16 protein-coding genes and 1 tRNA gene are annotated in these 19609 nt (G+C 60.0%); 7 read left to right on the top strand and 10 right to left on the bottom strand.

The genetic code is table 11. The annotated features are described in order from the left end of the window. Positions 1-89: 89 nt before the first annotated feature. From Q0974_RS04100 to Q0974_RS04090, 3 genes are all read left to right on the top strand, one after another. On the top strand, positions 90-992 hold the full coding sequence (locus Q0974_RS04100; protein ID WP_299322960.1) for a hypothetical protein: 903 nt from the start codon (positions 90-92) through the stop codon (positions 990-992). A gap of 95 nt (positions 993-1087) precedes the next feature. Beyond that, entirely contained in the window at positions 1088-2290 is a 1203-nt protein-coding gene (gene dcm, locus Q0974_RS04095) for a DNA (cytosine-5-)-methyltransferase (RefSeq protein ID WP_299322957.1), read from the top strand. 4 nt (positions 2291-2294) lie between these two features. Continuing rightward, a complete protein-coding gene (locus Q0974_RS04090) occupies positions 2295-2750 on the top strand; it encodes a very short patch repair endonuclease (RefSeq protein WP_299322955.1) in 456 nt (151 codons plus the stop codon). On the opposite strand, the gene Q0974_RS04085 is transcribed toward Q0974_RS04090, so the two are convergent. Genes Q0974_RS04085 through lepA form a run of 3 tightly spaced genes read right to left on the bottom strand, consistent with a single transcriptional unit; the run spans position 2747 to position 5762 of the window. Further along, positions 2747-3661, bottom strand: coding sequence for a hypothetical protein (locus tag Q0974_RS04085; RefSeq protein WP_299322952.1), 915 nt, complete (start codon positions 3659-3661; stop codon positions 2747-2749). The genes Q0974_RS04090 and Q0974_RS04085 overlap by 4 nt on opposite strands. A 54-nt stretch (positions 3662-3715) precedes the next feature. Further along, on the bottom strand, positions 3716-3958 hold the full coding sequence (locus tag Q0974_RS04080; RefSeq protein WP_299322950.1) for a hypothetical protein: 243 nt from the start codon (positions 3956-3958) through the stop codon (positions 3716-3718). A gap of 1 nt (position 3959) precedes the next feature. Next, entirely contained in the window at positions 3960-5762 is a 1803-nt protein-coding gene (lepA, locus tag Q0974_RS04075) for a translation elongation factor 4 (RefSeq protein ID WP_299322948.1), read from the bottom strand. A gap of 177 nt (positions 5763-5939) precedes the next feature. Here lepA and Q0974_RS04070 point away from each other — a divergent pair, with 177 nt between their 5' ends. Beyond that, complete coding sequence (locus Q0974_RS04070; RefSeq protein ID WP_299322946.1) at positions 5940-7364, top strand: S41 family peptidase; 1425 nt, start codon at positions 5940-5942, stop codon at positions 7362-7364. 12 nt (positions 7365-7376) lie between these two features. Here Q0974_RS04070 and Q0974_RS04065 read toward each other — a convergent pair whose 3' ends face one another. The 3 genes from Q0974_RS04065 to Q0974_RS04055 form a co-directional block, all read right to left on the bottom strand. Beyond that, positions 7377-8258 (bottom strand): SDR family oxidoreductase, encoded by an 882-nt coding sequence (locus Q0974_RS04065; RefSeq protein ID WP_299322945.1) that lies wholly within the window; start codon positions 8256-8258, stop codon positions 7377-7379. A 135-nt stretch (positions 8259-8393) separates the two neighbouring features. Beyond that, entirely contained in the window at positions 8394-9080 is a 687-nt protein-coding gene (locus Q0974_RS04060) for a hypothetical protein (protein ID WP_299322944.1), read from the bottom strand. An 18-nt stretch (positions 9081-9098) separates the two neighbouring features. Beyond that, positions 9099-9638 (bottom strand): hypothetical protein, encoded by a 540-nt coding sequence (locus Q0974_RS04055; protein WP_299322942.1) that lies wholly within the window; start codon positions 9636-9638, stop codon positions 9099-9101. Between the two features lie 318 nt (positions 9639-9956). On the opposite strand from Q0974_RS04055, the gene Q0974_RS04050 reads away from it, so the two are divergent. Then, positions 9957-11264, top strand: a complete 1308-nt coding sequence (locus tag Q0974_RS04050; protein ID WP_299322940.1) for an FAD-dependent oxidoreductase — start codon at positions 9957-9959, stop codon at positions 11262-11264. On the opposite strand, the gene Q0974_RS04045 is transcribed toward Q0974_RS04050, so the two are convergent. Then, on the bottom strand, positions 11261-12154 hold the full coding sequence (locus Q0974_RS04045) for an alpha/beta hydrolase (RefSeq protein ID WP_299322938.1): 894 nt from the start codon (positions 12152-12154) through the stop codon (positions 11261-11263). The genes Q0974_RS04050 and Q0974_RS04045 overlap by 4 nt on opposite strands. An 83-nt stretch (positions 12155-12237) precedes the next feature. Here Q0974_RS04045 and Q0974_RS04040 point away from each other — a divergent pair, with 83 nt between their 5' ends. Both Q0974_RS04040 and Q0974_RS04035 read left to right on the top strand, forming a co-directional pair. Further along, entirely contained in the window at positions 12238-13983 is a 1746-nt protein-coding gene (locus tag Q0974_RS04040; protein WP_299322936.1) for an amidohydrolase family protein, read from the top strand. Positions 13984-14080: 97 nt separating this feature from the next. Next, positions 14081-14157, top strand: a tRNA-Pro gene (locus Q0974_RS04035). 158 nt (positions 14158-14315) lie between these two features. Here Q0974_RS04035 and Q0974_RS04030 read toward each other — a convergent pair. From Q0974_RS04030 to Q0974_RS04020, 3 genes are read right to left on the bottom strand one after another with little or no spacing between them, the layout of a single operon-like run. Further along, positions 14316-17630 carry an error-prone DNA polymerase gene (locus Q0974_RS04030; RefSeq protein ID WP_299322934.1) on the bottom strand — a complete coding sequence of 1105 codons (3315 nt, stop codon included), beginning with the start codon at positions 17628-17630 and terminating at the stop codon, positions 14316-14318. Beyond that, positions 17630-19168 (bottom strand): DNA polymerase Y family protein, encoded by a 1539-nt coding sequence (locus Q0974_RS04025; RefSeq protein ID WP_299322931.1) that lies wholly within the window; start codon positions 19166-19168, stop codon positions 17630-17632. Before Q0974_RS04025 ends, Q0974_RS04030 begins: the two co-directional genes overlap by 1 nt. Beyond that, entirely contained in the window at positions 19086-19541 is a 456-nt protein-coding gene (locus tag Q0974_RS04020) for a hypothetical protein (protein ID WP_299322929.1), read from the bottom strand. The genes Q0974_RS04025 and Q0974_RS04020 overlap by 83 nt, the downstream gene beginning before the upstream one ends. Positions 19542-19609: the final 68 nt, after the last annotated feature.

Below are 19609 nucleotides of genomic sequence, written 5' to 3'. Positions count from 1 at the left end.
AGCGAAGCGAAGGTCTGACAAAACCCCTCCTTGCAATGTTGGAGAAACGCGCGTCCCTATCCGCGTCCGAAAGGATGAGGCCGCCCCGCATGAAAAACCGCACCCCCGTTATCTGCGATCGCTGCCGCGCCACCGGCTATCTCGGCGAAGGCAAGTTCGCCCAGCTCAAGCCCCGGCTCGATTTCACCCCCGTGCCCCGCAAGACGCAGCGCCATGACGGCTGGACGCCCGAGCGGCAGCGCGGCTTTATCGAGGCGCTGGCCCGCACCGGCTCCGTCACCCGCGCGGCCGCGGCCGTCAACATGGCCAAGGAAGGCGCCTATCAGCTCCGCCTCCACCCGGAGGCCGCCGAGTTCCGCGATGCCTGGGCCGCCGCGCTCGACTATGGCACGCACGTCCTCGCCGATGCCGCGCTCGATCGCGCGATCCACGGCGTCCCCATCCCCATCATGCATGATGGCAAGCAGGTCGCCGAGCGCCGTACCTTCAACGAACGCCTGACCATGTGGCAGCTTCAGCACCGGATGCCCGAAACCTATGGCAAACCCGGCGGCGCGGGCACCAAATCCCCCGAGACCAATGCGCGCGAGGATTGGGAGGCGCGCGCCGACGATCGCCTGCGCGCGCTGGAGATCATGCTGATCCACTATCGTAACCGCGTGCAGATGGAGCGCGAACACCGCCGCGCCGGCGAGATCGACGAGGCCGATTTCTACGCGCGCCAGCTGACGCATATCGAGGTGCTGATCGAAGCCGGCGGCGGCGCGAACGACCTGATGGACATCGCCAACGGCAAACGCGATTCCGACCGCCCCTGGACGCTCACCGATGACGACGCGCGCAAAAGCACGGTGCTGACCGACCTGCTCGCCCAGATGCGCGCAGAGGCCTGGGCCGCCGACGCGGCGGGCGAAGAGCTGATCGGCCAGCACGGCCATGAGCAAGAACTGCGCGCGATCGCGCGGCGGGGGCGGGAGGGTGGGGATGAATAGGATTCACCCACAACTAAGTTACTTGATTCATGTTTTGTTCTTGTCAAAAGGGACGGATTTATGCAATCTGACACAAATCGTCCCAGGAGCTTTCCATGCCCCAACAACCCTCACAATTTTCACATCTGAGGAAGACAGCAGGACTTGGGATTGATGAAATAGCGAATGAGTTCGGCTTTTCACGAAGTACGGTTTACCGTTGGGAACGGGGCGAGGCCGAGCCGCGCAAGGTTGTCATGCAGTCACTTTCTGTGTTGGCCAAATTTCCGGGTGCAGAGAAAGGCGAACAGATTTCGTTCAACTTCATAGACCTTTTTGCCGGTATTGGTGGGCTTCGAATCGGTTTTCAGGGAATAGGCGGGCATTGCGTTTTTACGTCCGAATGGGACAAGTTCGCGCAGAAAACCTATCAAGCAAATTTTCGTGATAATCACCCGGTTGCAGGCGATATTCGAGAATATTCCGACGATCCGGACCGCATTCCTGAGCACGATCTCCTTTTGGCCGGATTCCCCTGCCAACCATTCTCGATTGCAGGAGTATCAAAAAAAAATGCTCTGGGGCGGCCGCATGGATTTCTCTGTGACACGCAGGGTACGCTCTTCTTCGACACTGCGAAAATAATCGCTCATCACGAGCCGGCGGCCTTTGTGCTTGAGAACGTAAAAAATCTCGAGCGTCATGATAGAGGCCAGACGTTCAGGACGATCATGAACGTCCTTGAAAACGAGCTCGGCTACAAGGTGCAATCAAGGGTGATAAATGCCCGGCATTGGGTGCCGCAAAAACGGGAACGAATTTTCATCGTTGGCTTCAAAAATCCAACTGCGTTTAATCTTAACAGCCTTGAGTTGCCTGATACCAACCCAACTTTGGGCAGCGTTCTTGATTGTAATGAAGATGTTGATCCCAAATACACGCTCACACCAAGGTTGTGGGAGTATCTGCAGGCCTATCGTGCAAAGCATGAAGCCAAAGGAAACGGCTTCGGTTTTGGCCTTTGTGGTCCGGACGATGTCGCTCGAACGCTGTCGGCTAGATACTACAAGGACGGCTCCGAAATCCTGATCGCTCAGGAGGGAAACAGACCTCGTCGATTGACACCACAGGAATGTGGACGGTTGATGGGTTTCGAGCGGGAAGGACGAAAATGGCAAATTCCTGTGTCCGATACGCAAGCGTACCGGCAGTTTGGGAATGCCGTTGTCGTTCCGGTGGTCGAATTCATCGCGAACGCGATGAAACCTCATCTAATGTCTGCGCTTGCACAGGAATCCGTCGAGACCAGAGCGGCTTAATCTGATGGCCGACGTTGTTTCGAAAGAAGTTCGGAGCCGGATGATGTCCGGCATACGCTCGAAAGATACGAAACCAGAGTTGATGTTAAGGCGTGGATTGCACGCGAGGGGTTTTCGTTTTCGTCTGCACCAGAGCGATCTGCCGGGCAAACCTGATATAGTTCTCCGAAAACACCATGCAGTCGTGTTCGTCCATGGGTGTTTCTGGCACGGTCACGGTTGTAGCTTGTTCAAATGGCCAAGCACTAAAGCAGAATTCTGGAGGGGAAAGATTGAAGGAAACCGCAGGCGAGATCAGAACCATATCGACTGCTTAACAAAACTTGGTTGGCGTACTGCTATCGTCTGGGAATGCGCTTTGCGTGGGAAGCATCAGCTTGGAATTGGACAAACCGTCGACGAAGTCGAAGCTTGGTTGTTATCACAACGGCCGACTGTTGAGGTTTCCGAGCGCGTTTAAGGATAGGAAGGAAGCTCGCCAGATTTCGAATACGACAGCATATCGGTCGCGAAAATTTCAATTGGGCGATAGAATCGGCTCCCAAAACTGATGATGTCTTGGCTTGTTATCGATCGTGCATCTGAGGCCAAGAGATCCAAGGTTTCTTGAGGCATATATATTGCGGCCGCTTGTGTCTGAAGGAGCAAGCGGGTTCTGCCTTCGTTAAATTCGCTTGCATCGATGAAATATCCAGCGCCAACTTTCGGACGATTCAGATCTCTCAACCCTCTAAGCAACCGCTCACGCGCGTGGTAACTTTTGATTTCAATTCCCAAGTTACCTTTGTTTGACGACGTGGAGTGGACAATTATGTCCCCTTCTGATTCGGCCCCAGTCTGACTGAATGAAGTGCTTTCCATTCCGATGTTTTCGAGGCATCGAATAAGGAGAAGTTCGTTTAAGGTACCAGCAACTGAAACAAGGCCATTGCCCGCGCCTTTTGAAAACTCGGCGAAATCACCGAGCAAGAAAGTCATCAATTCCTTGAGCGGAATGGTACAAATATCGCTTTCTATATGCTCGAACAAACCTTCTCGGACGACTTGTTCTACAACAGGTTCAAATGCAGCTTTGACTATGTCAGCACAGGCTCGATTCATGGAAACAACGTTATCTTCCGTGACTGGCTCGCCTAGGCGTTTCTCAGCCATATCGATAATCGAGTTCGACGGCGGCAGTACTCCAAGAACTGAGCCGAAAAATTCCGGTTTTTCCTGAAAGAACTTTTTCAGATGCTTTAGTTTGGTAGCGTCCTTTGCCGTCCCGAGCGATGGGTGGGCGAATAAGGACTCTTTGGAGATTGGAACTCCAGAATCCAGATAACCCAGCAAGAGTTGGCTGAAGGTTTTTTGATAATCAACTCTTGCCAACTGTTGCACTCCTTTGTTGTGCACCAAGCTTGGGTAGCCGGACCCCCCGGACGATCACGCTAGTTTAAAAGGCTTTCTCCCGTCCACATCTTCTCTCTTAACCAAGCCGCGCTTCATCAGTCCTCCTAGAAGCGAATAGCTCAGGTAGTTCTTTTGCCGCCCGTCGAAATCAGATTCCAGCCCCAACTCGCGCGCGATCTGGTTGTTGATTGCACCTTCTGGATGATTTCTGAGATAGTCCAGTATTGCTTGTTCAAGCTCGGCTCGCGCTGCGGCAGCCCGTTCCTTCGGTTTCATCTCACTCCTCCCCCATCTTCAACGCCGCAATAAACGCCTCCTGCGGGATGCTGACGTTGCCATACTCCCGCATCTTCGCCTTCCCCTTTTTCTGCTTCTCAAGCAGCTTCTTCTTCCGCGTAATATCCCCGCCATAGCATTTCGCGGTCACGTCCTTGCGCATCGCGCCGATCGTTTCGCGGGCGATGACTTTGCCGCCGATCGCGGCCTGGATGGGGATTTTGAACAGGTGGCGGGGGATCAGGTCTTTGAGGCGCTCGCACATATGGCGGCCGCGGGTCTCCGCCGCGTCGCGGTGGACGATCATGCTCAGCGCGTCGACGGGTTCCTGGTTGACGAGGATGTTCATTTTGACCAGATCGCCCTCGCGATAGCCGATAGCCTCGTAATCGAAGGAAGCGTAGCCGCGCGAAATGCTCTTCAGCCGGTCGTAAAAGTCGAAGACCACTTCGTTGAGCGGTAGCTCGTAAACGAGCTGGGCGCGGCCGCCGACATAGGTCAGCTGCTTCTGGATGCCGCGCCGGTCCTGGCAGAGTTTGAGGATGGGGCCGAGATAATCGTCGGGCACATAGATGGTCGCCTTGATCCAGGGCTCCTCGATATGCGCGATCTTCACGACGTCCGGCATGTCGGCCGGGTTGTGCAGCTCTTGCGTCGCGCCGTCGGTCATGGTCAGCTTGTAGACCACCGAGGGCGCAGTCGTGATCAGGTCGAGATCATATTCGCGCGTCAACCGTTCCTGGATGATCTCGAGATGCAGCAGGCCGAGAAAGCCGGCGCGAAAGCCCTGGCCGAGCGCGGCGCTCGTCTCCATCTCGAAGGTGAAGCTCGCATCGTTGAGGCGGAGCTTGGAGATGCTCTCGCGGAGTTTCTCGAAGTCCGCCGCATCCACCGGGAAGAGCCCGCAAAAGACGACCGACTGGACTTCGCGGAAACCGGGCAGGGGCTCGGTCGCGCCATTCTTGACGGTCGTGATCGTGTCGCCGACCGCGGTGTCCGCGACCTCCTTGATCTGCGCGGTGATGAAGCCGATTTCGCCGGGGCCGAGTTCTTCGAGCTGCTCGATCTTGGGGCGCATGCAGCCGACGCGGTCCACCAGATGCTGGGTGCCGTTCTGCATGAATTTGATCTGGAGGCCCTTGCGCAGGACGCCGTCGATCACGCGGACGAGGATGACGACGCCGAGATAGGGATCGTACCAGCTGTCGACGAGCATGGCCTTGAGCGGCGCGTCGCGGTCGCCGCCCGGGGGCGGGATTTTCTGGACGATCTGTTCGAGGATGGCCTCGATGCCTTCGCCCGTCTTGGCGCTGGCGAGGACGGCGTCATCGGCGGGGATGCCGATCACTTCCTCGATCTCGGCGCGGACCTTTTTGGGGTCGGCGGCGGGGAGGTCGATCTTGTTGATGACGGGGAGGATCTCGTGATCATGCTCGATCGACTGGTAGACATTGGCGAGCGTCTGGGCTTCGACGCCCTGGGCCGCGTCGACGACGAGCAGCGCGCCCTCGCAGGCGGCGAGGCTGCGGGAGACCTCATAGGCGAAATCGACATGGCCGGGCGTGTCCATGAGGCTGAGCTGATAGGTCTCGCCGTCCTGCGCGGTGTAGGTGAGGCGGACGGTCTGGGCCTTGATCGTGATCCCGCGCTCGCGCTCGATATCCATATTGTCGAGCACCTGCTCCTCCATCTCGCGTTCAGACAAACCGCCGGTTTGCTGAATAAGACGGTCGGCCAGCGTCGACTTCCCATGGTCGATATGCGCGATAATCGAGAAGTTCCGGATATGCGAAAGGTCTGTCATCGCCAGCCGATTAGCCGGGGCAGCCGCTCCTGTCATCCGCCAAATCGCGGCGCCGGCAATTTGACGACATGGGTCGTAATTCCTATCCCCGCACGTAACACGACAGACGGGGAGGGAATGGCGATGCTGGTGTTGCGGCAGATTGGTTGCGCGTTCGCGTTCGTCCTAGGGGTTGGCTTGACCGGCTCACCACCAGCAGCGGCACAGGACGACGGTGCGTCGATATGGGCGGAATTGGCGCTAGGTGATCTGGAGGCGATCCGGGATCTGCTCGCCGAAAATCATCCTGGCCCCGTCGATCTGGAGAACAGCCGCTATGGCGAATGGCTGCGCGATGGTTTCGCCGAAGCGTCGCAGCGAGCGGGTAGAGCAGACTCGATGGCCGATTATGAGCGCACATTGCGCTTTTTCGTCAACGGCTTTCGCGACGGCCATATCGCGCTTGGACTCAACTATCAGCCGCGCATCTATTCCTGGCCGCGTTTTCTCGTTCGGCGCTCGGTCGACGGAAACGCTGATTCCGTTTTTTATTCGAATACCGATGCGGTTCCGGTGGGAGCCAAACTGCAATCTTGCGACGGGCAGGCGGTGGACGCGCTACTTGGCGAGCGCGTTGATCCCTATTTTTTTAACGCCGATATCCCGCATACGCGCCGTTGGTACGTGCCGCGCCTCTTCACCCTCGATCCGGGCGATGAGGAACTGCAACTCGCCCAATGCACGTTTCTGATTGATGGAGAGACGCGTGCGGTCGATCTAGAATGGGCGCGTCTGTCGGCCAGAACGCGGTCCGAACAATTCGCATCGCTCCGGTCCGACCGACCCGAGCTCGGCATTGCCGAACGCGACGGCATAGTCTTCGTTGGCCTGCCAAGCTTCGTGCAGACAGGATCGCGAGCTCGGACCATGCAGGCCGTCATTGACGAGATTGGGGAGCGGCGAGATGAGTTGCGCAGCCGGGCCGTCGTGTTCGACGTGCGCGGCAATGGCGGCGGCAACAGCGCCTGGGGCGTCGCCGTGGCGCAGGCGCTTTACGGCGAGGAATGGGTTAGCCGGATCACCGAAAGTTTCGACGCCACCGTCGATTGGCGCGTCTCGGCGGCGAATATGGCGCATCTCGACGGCATTTTCGAAACGGTAAGCCGGGACGGGCTCGCCGATGCGGCGGAATATGTGGACGGGGTACGCACGGCGATGGCGGCAGCACTCGAGCGCGACGAGGCGCTGGTCCGTACATCAGACCCCGGCACCGAACCGTCCGGGCCGCCGCCCGCCAATCCGATTTCGGGCCGCGTCTATTTCCTGACCGATTCCCGCTGCGGCAGCGCCTGTCTCGATTTCGCCGATGTTATGCGCAGGTTGCCCGGCGTCACGCATATTGGCCTCCCGACCTATGCGGACGCCATCTATATCGACAATACGGTAGCGCTGCTCCCGAGCGGTCTCGCCCGCTTCTCCTACTCGCTGAAAGTGTATCGCAATCGGGTACGCGGCAACAATGAATTCTACACGCCGGAGATACCATGGCCCGGCGGCCCAATGACCGACGAGGCGGTTACGGCGTGGATTGGCGAACTAGCGGGTCACACGCGGTCGGAATGAAGACGTTGCCGATCAGGTCTCCATAGTCGGTACCGCATTCTCGACGAACTCGCGCGTCAGGACATATTTGGGATCGGTGCGTGTCGCGGCGTCGAGCATCTTCGCGTCATCGCCGACCAATATCCGCCATTCCTCTTCGCGCACGCCATCGAGGATGATCTTTGCCGCCTCGGCCGGTTCCATGCCGTTGTCGCGGAAATCCACCATGCGCTGGCGCACTTCCTCCTCGCTTTCGCCGGGGCCGAGGATATCGGTGACGCCATGCTCGCGGACCGAATTGATCGCGATCGACGTGCCGATATGGCCGGGCATCACGACGCTCGCTTTCACATGCGGCGCGTTGATCGCGAGGTCCGTGAGCAGCGCCTCGGTAAAGCCCTTCACCGCGAATTTGGCGGCGCAATAGGCGGTGTGCGGCGTATCCGGCCCGATGCTCGCCCAGAAGCCGTTGACTGAACTGACATTGACGATGTGCGCCTCATTGGCCTTGACGAGCAGCGGCATAAAAGCCCGGGCCGTCAGATAGACCCCATCCCAGCAGACGTTGAAAGTCCGCTCCCATTGCCCGCGATCCCCGGCAACGAAACTGCCGCCGCCGCCGATGCCGGCATTGTTGAAGAGCAGGTGGATATGGTCCTCGCCGGTCTCGGCGAGCACATAATCGCGAAAGGCTATGATATCATCCTCATTACCGACATCGGCGTGGAAGCTGATGATTTTCGCGCCCTGCGTCGCTTGCGCTTCGGCGAGCGCTGTGGTTTCGGCCATGTCTTCGTCGCCGATATCGCACATCGCGATGGAACAGCCTTCGGCGACGAGTTGCAGCACCAGCGCGCGCCCGATTCCCGATCCGCCGCCGGTCACGACCGCTATCTTGCCCGAAAAATCCTGCATGTCTTTTTCCCTCCCGGCCCGGTTTCGCGGGCCATCTTGCTCTGCAAAAAGGGAACCCTAGGGATACGGATACCGTGCGCCAAGCACCTATTGAGCAGGCGCGGTCGTTACCGGATTGGTCGATATTGTAGCCCGCTATTCGCGGACATTCGCCACGTTATAGCTATAGGCTTCGTCTTGCGTCAGGCAGCGGCGCGTTTCGCCGTCGCCAACGGCCTGGGTCGCGTACATCACCTCGCTGAGCAGACGGCGCGAGACGCCCATACGGATCAGAAAGTCATTATCTTCGGTGGCGAGCTGGGCGCTCGATTGCTCGATCTCGCCGATCAGTTCCAATGTGCTGTCGGTCCCCGCTTCCACTTCCTGCCGGATGATATCGCGATTGCCGGTATGGGTGAACATATGGACCATGAATTGGCCCTGGGGCTCCACGATCCGCAACTGCCCGCCCATAAACGCGAAATTGCAGGCCGAGAAACAGGCCCAGCCTGACGGTATCCGCGTGATAATGCCGGGAAATTCCGAGCGCAGCATCCGGCCCGCCTCATTGCCGGCATAGGCGTCGCCGCCCGGCGAGCGGAACCAGATCTCCGATATCTGGTCGTCTTCTGCGAGCGCGTCGCGCAATCGATCGGCAAGGCCCGGCGTGATCACGCCCTCGGCCAGCAAGACACGTTGATTGCCCCGGTCGACCGGCGTTAGGGACATGACCTGATTGGCCGCCCAATTGGGCGATGCCGGGCAGGTCGGATTCGCGGAATCGGATTGCGCGCCGGGGGCGGCGCTGGCGCACAGCAAGGCCGCGCCTGTTGCAATCGCCATCCGCAAACGCTTCATGGTTTAGGCCGCCAGCACATACCGGGTTGAGGGCGGAACGCGGCACATCGTCTTGGGAACGGTCGTCTCCTCGCCATCCACGATGATGACATCGGTGACCTGTAGGCAATCGCCGCCGCCCGCCTGCTCGGTCCGGCCGGTTACGGTCGACGAGCCGCTGACGCCGGAACGTGTGTCGCTCGTCCAGGTTGCCGTCGATCCGACCTCGCCGCTGCGCGTCGCTTCGACAGTCGCCGCTGCGGCCTTTTCCTGTTCCTCAGGTTCTAGGCGGCAGGCGATTTCCGTCGCCAGCGTATCGGCGAACTGGGCCGACGGTACGAAAGTCGGAATGCCGATCGAGCGTGCGGCACTGCCGAGCAGGCCGCCTATGACCGACCGCCCGACCGATTCTCCGGCGGTGTTGCAATGATTGGTATCGTCGCTCGAACTCGACGAGCGCCCGCCCAATATGCCGCCGAACTGATAGGCGGCGACAGGCTGCGTCGCCAGTGCGGCAACGAGAACGAAACCGATAAAGCGATTGTCGCGGCTAGAAAAAACCATGCTACTCTCCTTGCCGACCCAGCGATCTTGGTTGGTCATGCGCCTACCGTTTACAGGCCCAAATATCAAGATTTTCCCAATATCCGCGCTGTGCTGCGTATCACGGGAAATCGCGAAATCTGCGGCTTCGATGCAGCCAGAAGGGGTTTTAAGCGAACATATCCGGACAAAGCGGCCACGCTATATGTGTTGCGCGCCGATATTTCGCTGGAACCCTTTTTGACGACACTCTTGCGGCCAACAGGGCGATACGCCCTTTTGCTTGCCTCGGCGGCACAGCCCGCTAGCATCGCGCCGAAAATCAGAGGGGAGTGGCCCATGCGCCATATCGCGATCGTCGGCACGGGGCCGGCGGGCTATTATTCTGCCGAAGCCGCGCAGAAACTGTTCGGTGATGGCGTATCCATCGACATGATCGATCGGCTTCCCGTTCCCTATGGTCTGATCCGCTTCGGCGTCGCGCCTGATCATCAGTCGATCAAGAATGTCGCCCGGCGCTATGAAAAGGTGGCGCTGTCCGACAATGTCCGCTTCGTCGGCAATCTCACGATCGGCGGACAGATCAGCATCGCCGAATTGCAGGACCTCTACGATGCGGTGATTATCGCGACTGGCGCGCCGCATGACCGGGAGCTCGGGATTCCGGGTGCCGATCTGCCCGATGTATTCGGGAGCGCTGCCTTTGTCGGTTGGTATAACGGCCATCCCGATCATGCCGAGGTCGATCCGCCGCTTGATGGCACGCATGTCGTCGTCATCGGCAATGGCAATGTCGCGCTCGATGTCGCGCGCGTGCTTTCCAAGACGCCCGATGAATTCGCCGGGTCGGACATCGTGCTCCATGCCTATGAAGAGCTGGAAAAGGCGAAGACCGAGCATATTGCGCTGCTCGGCCGGCGGGGTCCGCATCAGATTGCGATGACGCCAAAGGAACTGGGCGAATTGGGGCGGCTGGAGCGCGCCGCGCCGCGTGTCGATCCCAACGACCTGCCAGAAGAGGGTGCCGATGCGCTCCTCGAGCCGGGCATGCGCAAATCGGTGACGTTCCTGCGCGAGTTTGCGGCGATTCCGGAATCGTTCCGGGCCGACAAAACGGTCGAGATAGATTTCGACTTTTTCGCCGCGCCCGTGCGGATCGAAGGCGATGGCAAGGTCGAACGAGTCGTTGTCGAGCGCACCGAACTCGATGCCGATCTGCGGAGCGTCGGCACCGGAGAGACCTATACGATTCCTGCCTCAATGGTCGTCACCTGTATTGGCTACCAGACGCCGGAGATGGAAGGCGTGCCGTTCGAACATGGCCGCGGCCGCTTCGCGAACGATGAGGGGCGGATATTGCCGGGCCTCTATTGCGTCGGCTGGGCGAAGCGCGGCCCGACCGGCACGATCGGCACGAACAGGCCGGACGGCTATGCCGTGGTCGACCTGATCGCCGAGGATATTGGCGAAGGCGCGGGCAAGGCGGGCCGCAAGGGGCTCGACGCATTGCTTGCCGAGCGCAACGTGGAAGTTGTCACCTTCCGCGACTGGAAGAAGATCGAAGAGGCGGAAGCCGAGCGCGCTCGCGAAGGCAGCCCGCGCGAAAAATTCGTCGCCATCGAAGAAATGATCGCGGCGCGCGACTAGCGGCTTAGCCAGTCCTCGAGGATCGCATTGACCTGTTCTGGCGCTTCCTGCTGGACCCAGTGCGATACGCCGGGCAGCCGATGCAGTTCGAGTTTCGGCACCCATTCCTCCGTGCCCTCGGTGCAGCGGATGTTGAGCGCGACATCTTCCTCGCCCCAGATCATCAGCGTCGGTATCTCGATCCGGCCGTCGCCGAGATCGAAGCTGTCCTGATGACGCAGCAGCGCGCGATAATAGTTGAGCATGGCGGTCAGCGCGCTCGGCCGGGCCGCGGCCGCAGCGTAGACCGCCTGCACGTCGGGCCCGAAATTTCTCTGGTCGCAGCTCGATCTCACGAAGATTTCGCCGATCGCCTTCCCGTTGCCGCGGCCGAGCATCTTTTCAGGCAGCCAGGGAAGCTGGAAAAAGAAGATGTACCAGCTCTTTTTGAGCTGTCGCCAATGCCGGATTTCGCGCCGCCCGACCATCGGATGCGGTACGTTCAATATGACGAGCTTTTCAAGCGGCCGGACTTTGCCGATCGCAAAAGCCCAGGCGATAATCGCGCCCCAGTCATGCGCGATCAGCGTGACCTCTTTCGCGCCGCTCGCATCGATCAGCGCGGCGACATCCTGGGTGAGATGATCGAGTGCATAGGCGCGCACGCCGTCGGGCCGGCTCGATCCACCATAACCGCGCAGGTTGGGCGCCCAGACGCGATAGCCGAGCCGGGCGAGCAGCGGCATCTGGTAGCGCCACGAGAAATGCAGCTCGGGAAAGCCGTGCAGGCAGAGCGCAAGCCGGTCGCCGCTCCCGGTTTCGGCCAGTTCAAACCGCTGCCCGTTGGCCTCGATCCAGCGCATCGCGATGCCGCTGTCCGGGTCGGGGTTCCAGCTGAATCCGTCGTCCATCCGTCGAACGTAGCAGCCTGGGCGCTTTTCTGCTAACGTCTACGTAAACCAAAAATCAGGCCAGAGAATCAGGAGAGATTTTGATGCACGATATCGTTATTCGGGGCGGCACGATCGTTGACGGTTTGGGCGGCGAACCTTTTCAGGCGGACATCGCGGTTGATGGCAATCTGATCACGCAGATCGGCGAAGTCAGCGGCGAGGGCCGTGAGGAAATCGATGCGAGCGGCAAGATCGTCGCGCCGGGCTGGGTCGATATCCACACGCACTATGATGGCCAGGCGACCTGGGACGACGAGATGGGCCCGTCGAGCTGGCACGGCGTGACCACGGTCGTCATGGGCAATTGCGGTGTCGGCTTTGCGCCGGCCAAGCCGGACAAGCATGACTGGCTGATCGGCCTGATGGAGGGCGTCGAGGATATCCCGGGCACCGCGCTCGCCGAAGGCATGACCTGGAACTGGGAGAGCTTCCCCGAATATATGGACGAGCTCGAAAAGATGCCGCGCACCGTCGATGTGGCAACACATGTCCCGCATGGCGCGATCCGTGCCTATGTGCTTGGCGACCGCGAAAGGCCGGGCGCCGTGCCCACAGATGATGATATTGAGCAGATGTCGGCCATCGTCGAAGAAGGCCTGCGCGCCGGCGCACTCGGTTTCTCGACCTCGCGTACGACGCTCCACCGGGACGTCGATGGCGAACTCGTGCCCGGCACGACGGCGACCAAGGAAGAGCTGATCGGCATCGGTCGCGCGATGGGCCGCGTCGGCCATGGCGTTTTCGAAATGGCCTCGGACATGAAGAAGGAGTGGAACGAATTCGGCTGGATGGGCGACCTGAGCCGCGAGACCGGGCTGCCCTGCACCTTTGCCGCGCTCCAGTCGATCGCCAAGGAAATGACGCTCGACGAGCAAATCGCGGCGACGGCCGAGGAGAACGCCAAGGGCGCGAATATCGTCGCGCAGATCGCGCTGCGCGGAAACGGCATCATCATGGCCTGGCAGGGGACGGTCCATCCGTTCGTATTCAAGTCGGCCTGGAAGGAAATCGCTGAACTCTCTTGGGAGGAGAAATACGCCAAGCTTCAGGATCCCGATTTCCGCAAGCGGATGATCGAGGAGGAGTCCGATTACAGCGAGACCAATCCAGATCTGCTGCCGCTTGCGATGGTCATCGCCAATGGCTGGATGCTCCAGTTCGAGATGATGGACGGTTTCAATTACGAGCCAACCGCGGAGGAAAGCGTCGCCGCGCGGGCAGAAGCCGCCGGCATGACGGGTCCCGAATATGCCTATGAGCTGCTGATGCGCGAAGACGGGAAGGGCTTCATCTACTATCCGATCCTCAACTATGCGGACGGCAATCTCGATTTCCTGCATCCGCTCCAGCATCGCGACGATACGGTGAACTCGCTGTCGGACGGCGGCGCGCATTGCGGCACCATCTGCGATGCGGCCTCGCCGACTTTCATGCTCGAGCATTGGGTGCGGGACCGTGAGCGTGGGACGATATCGATCCAGAATGCCGTGAAGCGGCAATGCCACGATACAGCGCGCCTCTACGGCCTCAACGATCGCGGTGTGCTCGCGCCCGGTTTTCTGGCTGATATTAACGTGATCGATCTCGATAATATCAAGCTCGAAAAGCCGTGGCTCGCCTTCGATCTTCCGGCCGGCGGCAAGCGGTTACTGCAGAAGGCGCACGGCTATGATTACACGATCAAGTCGGGCGAGATCACCTTCGTGAAGGGCGAGGTGACCGAGGCGCGGCCGGGCGGCCTGATCCGCGGTCCGCAGACAGTGGAGATGGCCGAGGCAGCCGAGTAGGCGCTGCGAAATCAGCGGTTGAAAGCACGGGCGCTCGCCCGTATAGAGCCGCGTCTGCCTCCGAGGCGGCCTGCGAGTGCGGGCCGGACGCATCGGTCGGGGAGTAGCTCAGCCAGGTAGAGCACTGTCTTCGGGAGGCAGGGGCCGGAGGTTCGAATCCTCTCTCCCCGACCAGCTTTTCATATCCCCAGAAAACTGCGATTTTCAGACACAGCGATGTAACAAGTGCTGTAGCAACCGCTGTAGCAAATTTGCTTGCTCTGACATGCGACTTTTCGGTCTATCGAATATCTGCTTTGCGCCCAAAGCGGACATTTGGTGTTTCAACAGCATCAATGAAAATCCCGTGAGGCCGGGATGATTTGCACATTGCGCGGGTGCCGATGGAGACCGGACGGGATCGGATTGACGACGTGATCGGCGCGGTCGACATCGGTTTCGAGGAGGTCGTCGGATAGCGCGAGCAGCTGGGGCGTCGCATCAATAAGCTTTTCGGCGACGATGTGGATGACATCCTCATCTTTTTGCACTGTACCGTGTACCTCGATCATCCGGGCGCTCATAATCGTCTTGCGGTAGCACGTCATGACATCGGGCCAGACGACGAGATTGGCGATGCCGCTTTCGTCTTCGAGGGTGATGAAGCAGACGCCCTTGGCGCTGCCCGGCCGCTGGCGGATCAGGACGATTCCGGCAACGCTGACGCGATCACCGAAGGATTTTTCGCCCAAAGCGGCAGTACGGATGAAGCCGCGTTGCTCATATTCGCCGCGCAAAAACTCAAACGGGTGCGCCTTTAGCGAAAGCCGTAGCGTCTGGTAATCGGCGACAACATGCTCGCAGATCGGCATGATTGGCAGCGTTACGGGCGTTTCGCTGCCCTCGTCGCGCTCCTCGGCAAAGGTGAAGAGCGGCAGATCGGGCGCCTGTTTGAGGGCGCGGCTGTCCCATAGCGCTTGACGCCGGTCGAGACCTATCGAACGGAACGCATCGGCGGCAGCAAGCTTTTGAACGGCAGCTACGGGAATGCGCGTACGCGCCTTGAGGTCTTCGATATCGCCATAAGGGCGGTCACGGCGGTGCATAATCGCTTCGGCATTGTCTTTCGCGATGCCGCTGATCTGCCTTAAGCCGAGGCGAACCGCCCAGCGGCCCGGTGCGATGGGTTCGAGCAAATTGTCCCAATCGCTGTAATTTATGTCCGGTGCACGCACTTCGACACCGTGCTCGCTCGCATCACGGACAATCTGCGCGGGCGCGTAAAAGCCCATTGGTTGCGAATTGAGCAAGGCTGCGCAGAATACGTCTGGATAAAAGCATTTGATCCAACTCGACACGTAAACGAGATGCGCAAAACTCGCCGCATGGCTTTCGGGAAAACCGTAATCGCCGAACCCTTTGATCTGGTCGAAACAGCGTTTGGCAAAATCGGGATCGTAGCCGCGTTCGATCATCCGGCTTACCATCTTGTCCTCAAGGCGGTAAATCGTCCCGCGCGAGCGGAAGGTCGCCATCGCCTTGCGCAGCTCATTGGCTTCGTCGGCGGTGAACTTGGCGGCGTCGATCGCGATCTTCATCGCCTGTTCCTGGAAGATCGGCACGCCCTTGGTGCGTTCGAGGATTTTTTCGAGCTCGTCGGCCGGGCCGTGATCGGGATGCGGCGAAGGATAGTCCACCCGTTCCTTGCCCGAACGTCTTTTCAGGTACGGATGTACCATGTCGCCCTGGATCGGGCCGGGCCGGACAATCGCGACCTCGATGACAAGGTCATAATATGAGCGTGGCTTAAGGCGTGGCAGCATATTCATCTGCGCGCGGCTTTCGACCTGAAAGACACCGATACTGTCCGCTTTGCAAAGCATGTCGTACACGGCGGGGTCTTCTTTGGGCACGCTCGCCAGCGTGTAGCGTTCGCCAAAATGCGCTTCGATGAGGTCAAAGGCTTTTTGGATGCAGGTCAACATGCCGAGCGCGAGAACATCGACCTTGAGGATGCCGAGTTCGTCGATATCGTCCTTGTCCCATTCGATGAAGCTGCGGTCGGCCATCGCGCCGTTGCCGATCGGCACGGTTCCCACGAGCGGGCCTTGGGTCAGGATAAAGCCGCCGACATGCTGCGAGAGATGGCGCGGCATCCCGATCAGCTGATCGGTCAGCGCGATGACGCGCCGGAGATAGGGATCGCTGAGATCGAGTCCCGCCTCTTCGGTCTTGGCCTCATCGACCGAACTGCCCCAACTGCCCCAGACAGTGCGTGCCAGCGCCGAGGTTACATCCTCGGAGAGGCCCATTGCCTTGCCGATCTCGCGGATGGCGGAACGCGGGCGGTAATGGATAACGGTGGCGCAGAGACCCGCGCGATGGCGGCCATATTTTGCGTAAATATGCTGGATAACCTCTTCGCGCCGCTCATGCTCGAAATCGACGTCGATATCGGGCGGTTCCTTGCGCTCTTCGGAAATAAACCGCTCGAACAGCAATTCGACTTCGGACGGATCGACCGCGGTGATACCGAGGCAATAGCAGACCGCGCTGTTCGCCGCCGAACCGCGCCCCTGACACAAGATCGGCGGCTCGCAACCGCGCGCATAATCGACAACGTCTTTGATGGTGAGGAAATAGCGGGCGATGTCGAGTTTGCCGATCAGCTTTAGCTCATGCGCAATCAGTCCCCGCACCTTGTCCGGTATCCCGTCGGGATAGCGCCTTGCTGCCCCTTCCCACGCCACTTCTTCGAGATATTCCTGTGGCGTCCGACCACCCGGCACAGTTTCCTCAGGATATTCGTATTTGAGTTCGTCGAGCGAGAAATTGCACTGATCCGCCACCTCGCGCGTCGCGGCGATGGCGTGTGGCCAATCGGCAAAGAGCCGAACCATTTCGTATGGCGATTTTAGATGCCGCTCGGCATTGGCGTTGAGGAGATAGCCCGCTTCGTGGATCGTCGTCTTCTCGCGGATGCAGCTCATCACGTCCTGCAAGGGCCTACTTTCGGGCGCGTGATAGTGCACGTCGTTGGTCGCCAGGATCGACAGGCCATTGGCACGGGCCAGATCGTCAAGGTACGCGATCCGCGCTCTGTCGTCACCGCGATAGAGATAGGCAGCGGCGATATGACGCAGCGTGGATAGCCGTTCGACAAGACTAGGCAATGTTGCAGCGAAAGCCGCGAGATCGTCTGGCGGTAGCGCTATGAGCTGCACATCCTCGCTATGCGCGGCGAGCATATCGAGCGTCAGATGGCATTCGCCCTTATCCTGCCAATCGCCTTCGACCGTCTCCATCTTGCCCTTGGAGAGCAAGGTGCAGAGGCGACCATAGGCGGCGCGGTTTTTCGGATAGGCGAGAAAAGCATGGTCCCCGATTAAATCGAGGCGGCAACCGATAATCGGTTGTAGCTTCGCTGCCTTGGCTTCGCTGTGCAGTCGGACGATACCGGCCATCGTGTTGCGATCGGCGATGCCAAGCGCGTCATAGCCATGACCTAGCGCTGCGAGTACGAGATCGACGGCATCCGACGCCCCGCGCAGAAAAGAAAAGCAGCTTGTAACACCAAGCTCGACGAACGGGTTGGATGGGTTGGGAGTAAAATCGTCGCCCATTTGCTTGAGCGAGCGTTTGGGGGGCGTGAGTGGCGTATCGGGCATCAGGCGAACAGCCCGTGCAGAAACCAATCGGGCGAGCCGCCGCGCCCGTCATCGGTAAGGCCGTTGCGATATATCCAATAACGACGGCCCTCTTCGTCCTCGATCTGGTAATAGTCGCGCAGCCGCACCGTCGATCGCTCGCGCCACCATTCGGGCGCAATCCGTTCCGGCCCTTCGACTTTGACGACGTCGTGCAGCTTGCGCCGCCAGCGAAAGCGTTTGGGCGGGCCTTCGGGCGTCGCATAAATGACGGTGATCGGTTCGGGATGATCGAACAGGCGTATCGGGCGTTTGCGCTCTGGTCCTAGTGTCGAGATCGGTGGGTTTTGTTCTAGCGCCGGACGCCAGACGACCGAGCGTTCGGGGATATGGCTGGGGTAGGCTATCGGACGCCTGACATTGCGCGCACCGATACGCGCGCTCAGCCGGTCGATCAGATGCGGCGGCGAAAGGCCTTCCGCCTCATCATCTTCCAGCCCCTTTTGATGGGCGGGCATCGCCTCATGCCATAGTGCGGTTAGCGCAAACGCATCGAAGCCAAAGCCCGCATCGAGCGTTTCAAGCCGCTCGGCGAATAGGCGGCAGATATGATCCGGCGTGCGCACCACTGCGGCAGTCTCAGCGGCCAGCACCGCGATATGGCCATCGACGCGGAACGCTTCGAAACGCATCCGCCGCAAGCCGCGCTGGGCGGTTTCGAGTTTGCGGCACAGCTTCTCAGCAAGATCGGCGAGTATCGGTTTCAAGATGGCAACGTAGAGTACGGGTTCGGCAACCCGCTTTGCCGCACGATACAGCGTTTGCGGGATCAACGGTTCGACGACCTCCTCGATCCGCCCGCGCGCCTGTTCGAGCCGGTGCAGCGGATTAGTACGGCTCTCCTCCTTCTCGCGAAACCGCCGCGCCAGCGACACTATAGGTATATCGGCCAGCGCCCCGACGGTTTTGAGGCCCAGCCGTCGGAGCAGTAGAACATCGTCGCTATCTATCCGGAGACTCGCAACGGGCAGCGGCGCTAGCATCGTGTCGAGCGTATCGCTGCTAGCGATCATCCTGTCTCGCTCGCCAAAATGCGCCAACGCCCAAGCACAGCCAATGGTGGGTGCCATGGCGATCCGGCTGGTAAAACCGAGATCGTCGAACCGGCGCTGTATATCGCCGAGCATAGCCGGTTCGCCACCGAACAGATGCGATACACCGGTACTATCGAGCAACAGGCCATCGGTACCATCGACCGCTGTCCACGGGCTCCAGCGCTGGGTCCATAGGCCAAGCCGCGCCAGCCAATCGGCATCGCCCTCGGTGTCCGAAGGCTCGATTATCAAATCAGGGCAGATGGCGCGTGCATCGGTGAGTTTCTGCCCGGCCTTCGCTCCGCCCTCTCGCGCGGCATCATTGACGGCGTCGATTACCGTGCCGCGTGTGCCCTTGGAGGCAAGCGCCAGCGGCAGGCTGTCATCCGTATCGGCGCGCGCCGTCCGCCACCGCTCCATCGCATATCGGGGAAACCAGATCGAGATGATGCGCCGCTGCGTCATACACTGCGTCCCATTGGCCGGGGCGCATATCGCGTGCGCGGAACAGATCGAGCGACCAGACGGGCGTACCAGGCGCTTTGGGATTGTAGGGATGCGGAACAGAGGGTTGGCTCTTCACACGCCAGCGCCGCCGCGCCCCGCTCAGATCGGCCTGGCCGCCGACCCGCACGAGGAACGCTGGGACACCATAGCGCTCGGCTGCCACCGCCAGCCGCCGCGTTGCGGTAAAATCGAGCGCGCGCGGATCGCCATAAATCTCGCCGATCACGGCTGAGAGCGACGGGCATTTGAGGCCCTCTTCCATCGCCCATAGCGCGTCCTTGGCATTGCGCGCGGTGACGTGAATCGGCTCCGTTCCTAAGGAGACAGGCAAGCCGTGAATATAGGGGCGTCCGAAGTCGCTGAGTACCCGTGTTTCTTGAACCCATAGGAGCGGGGCGG

The organism is Parasphingopyxis sp., from assembly GCF_028279465.1.
Lineage (GTDB): Bacteria > Pseudomonadota > Alphaproteobacteria > Sphingomonadales > Sphingomonadaceae > Parasphingopyxis.
The sequence above is the reverse complement of the archived record's forward strand: the minus strand, read 5'-3'. Positions and strand labels throughout refer to the sequence as shown.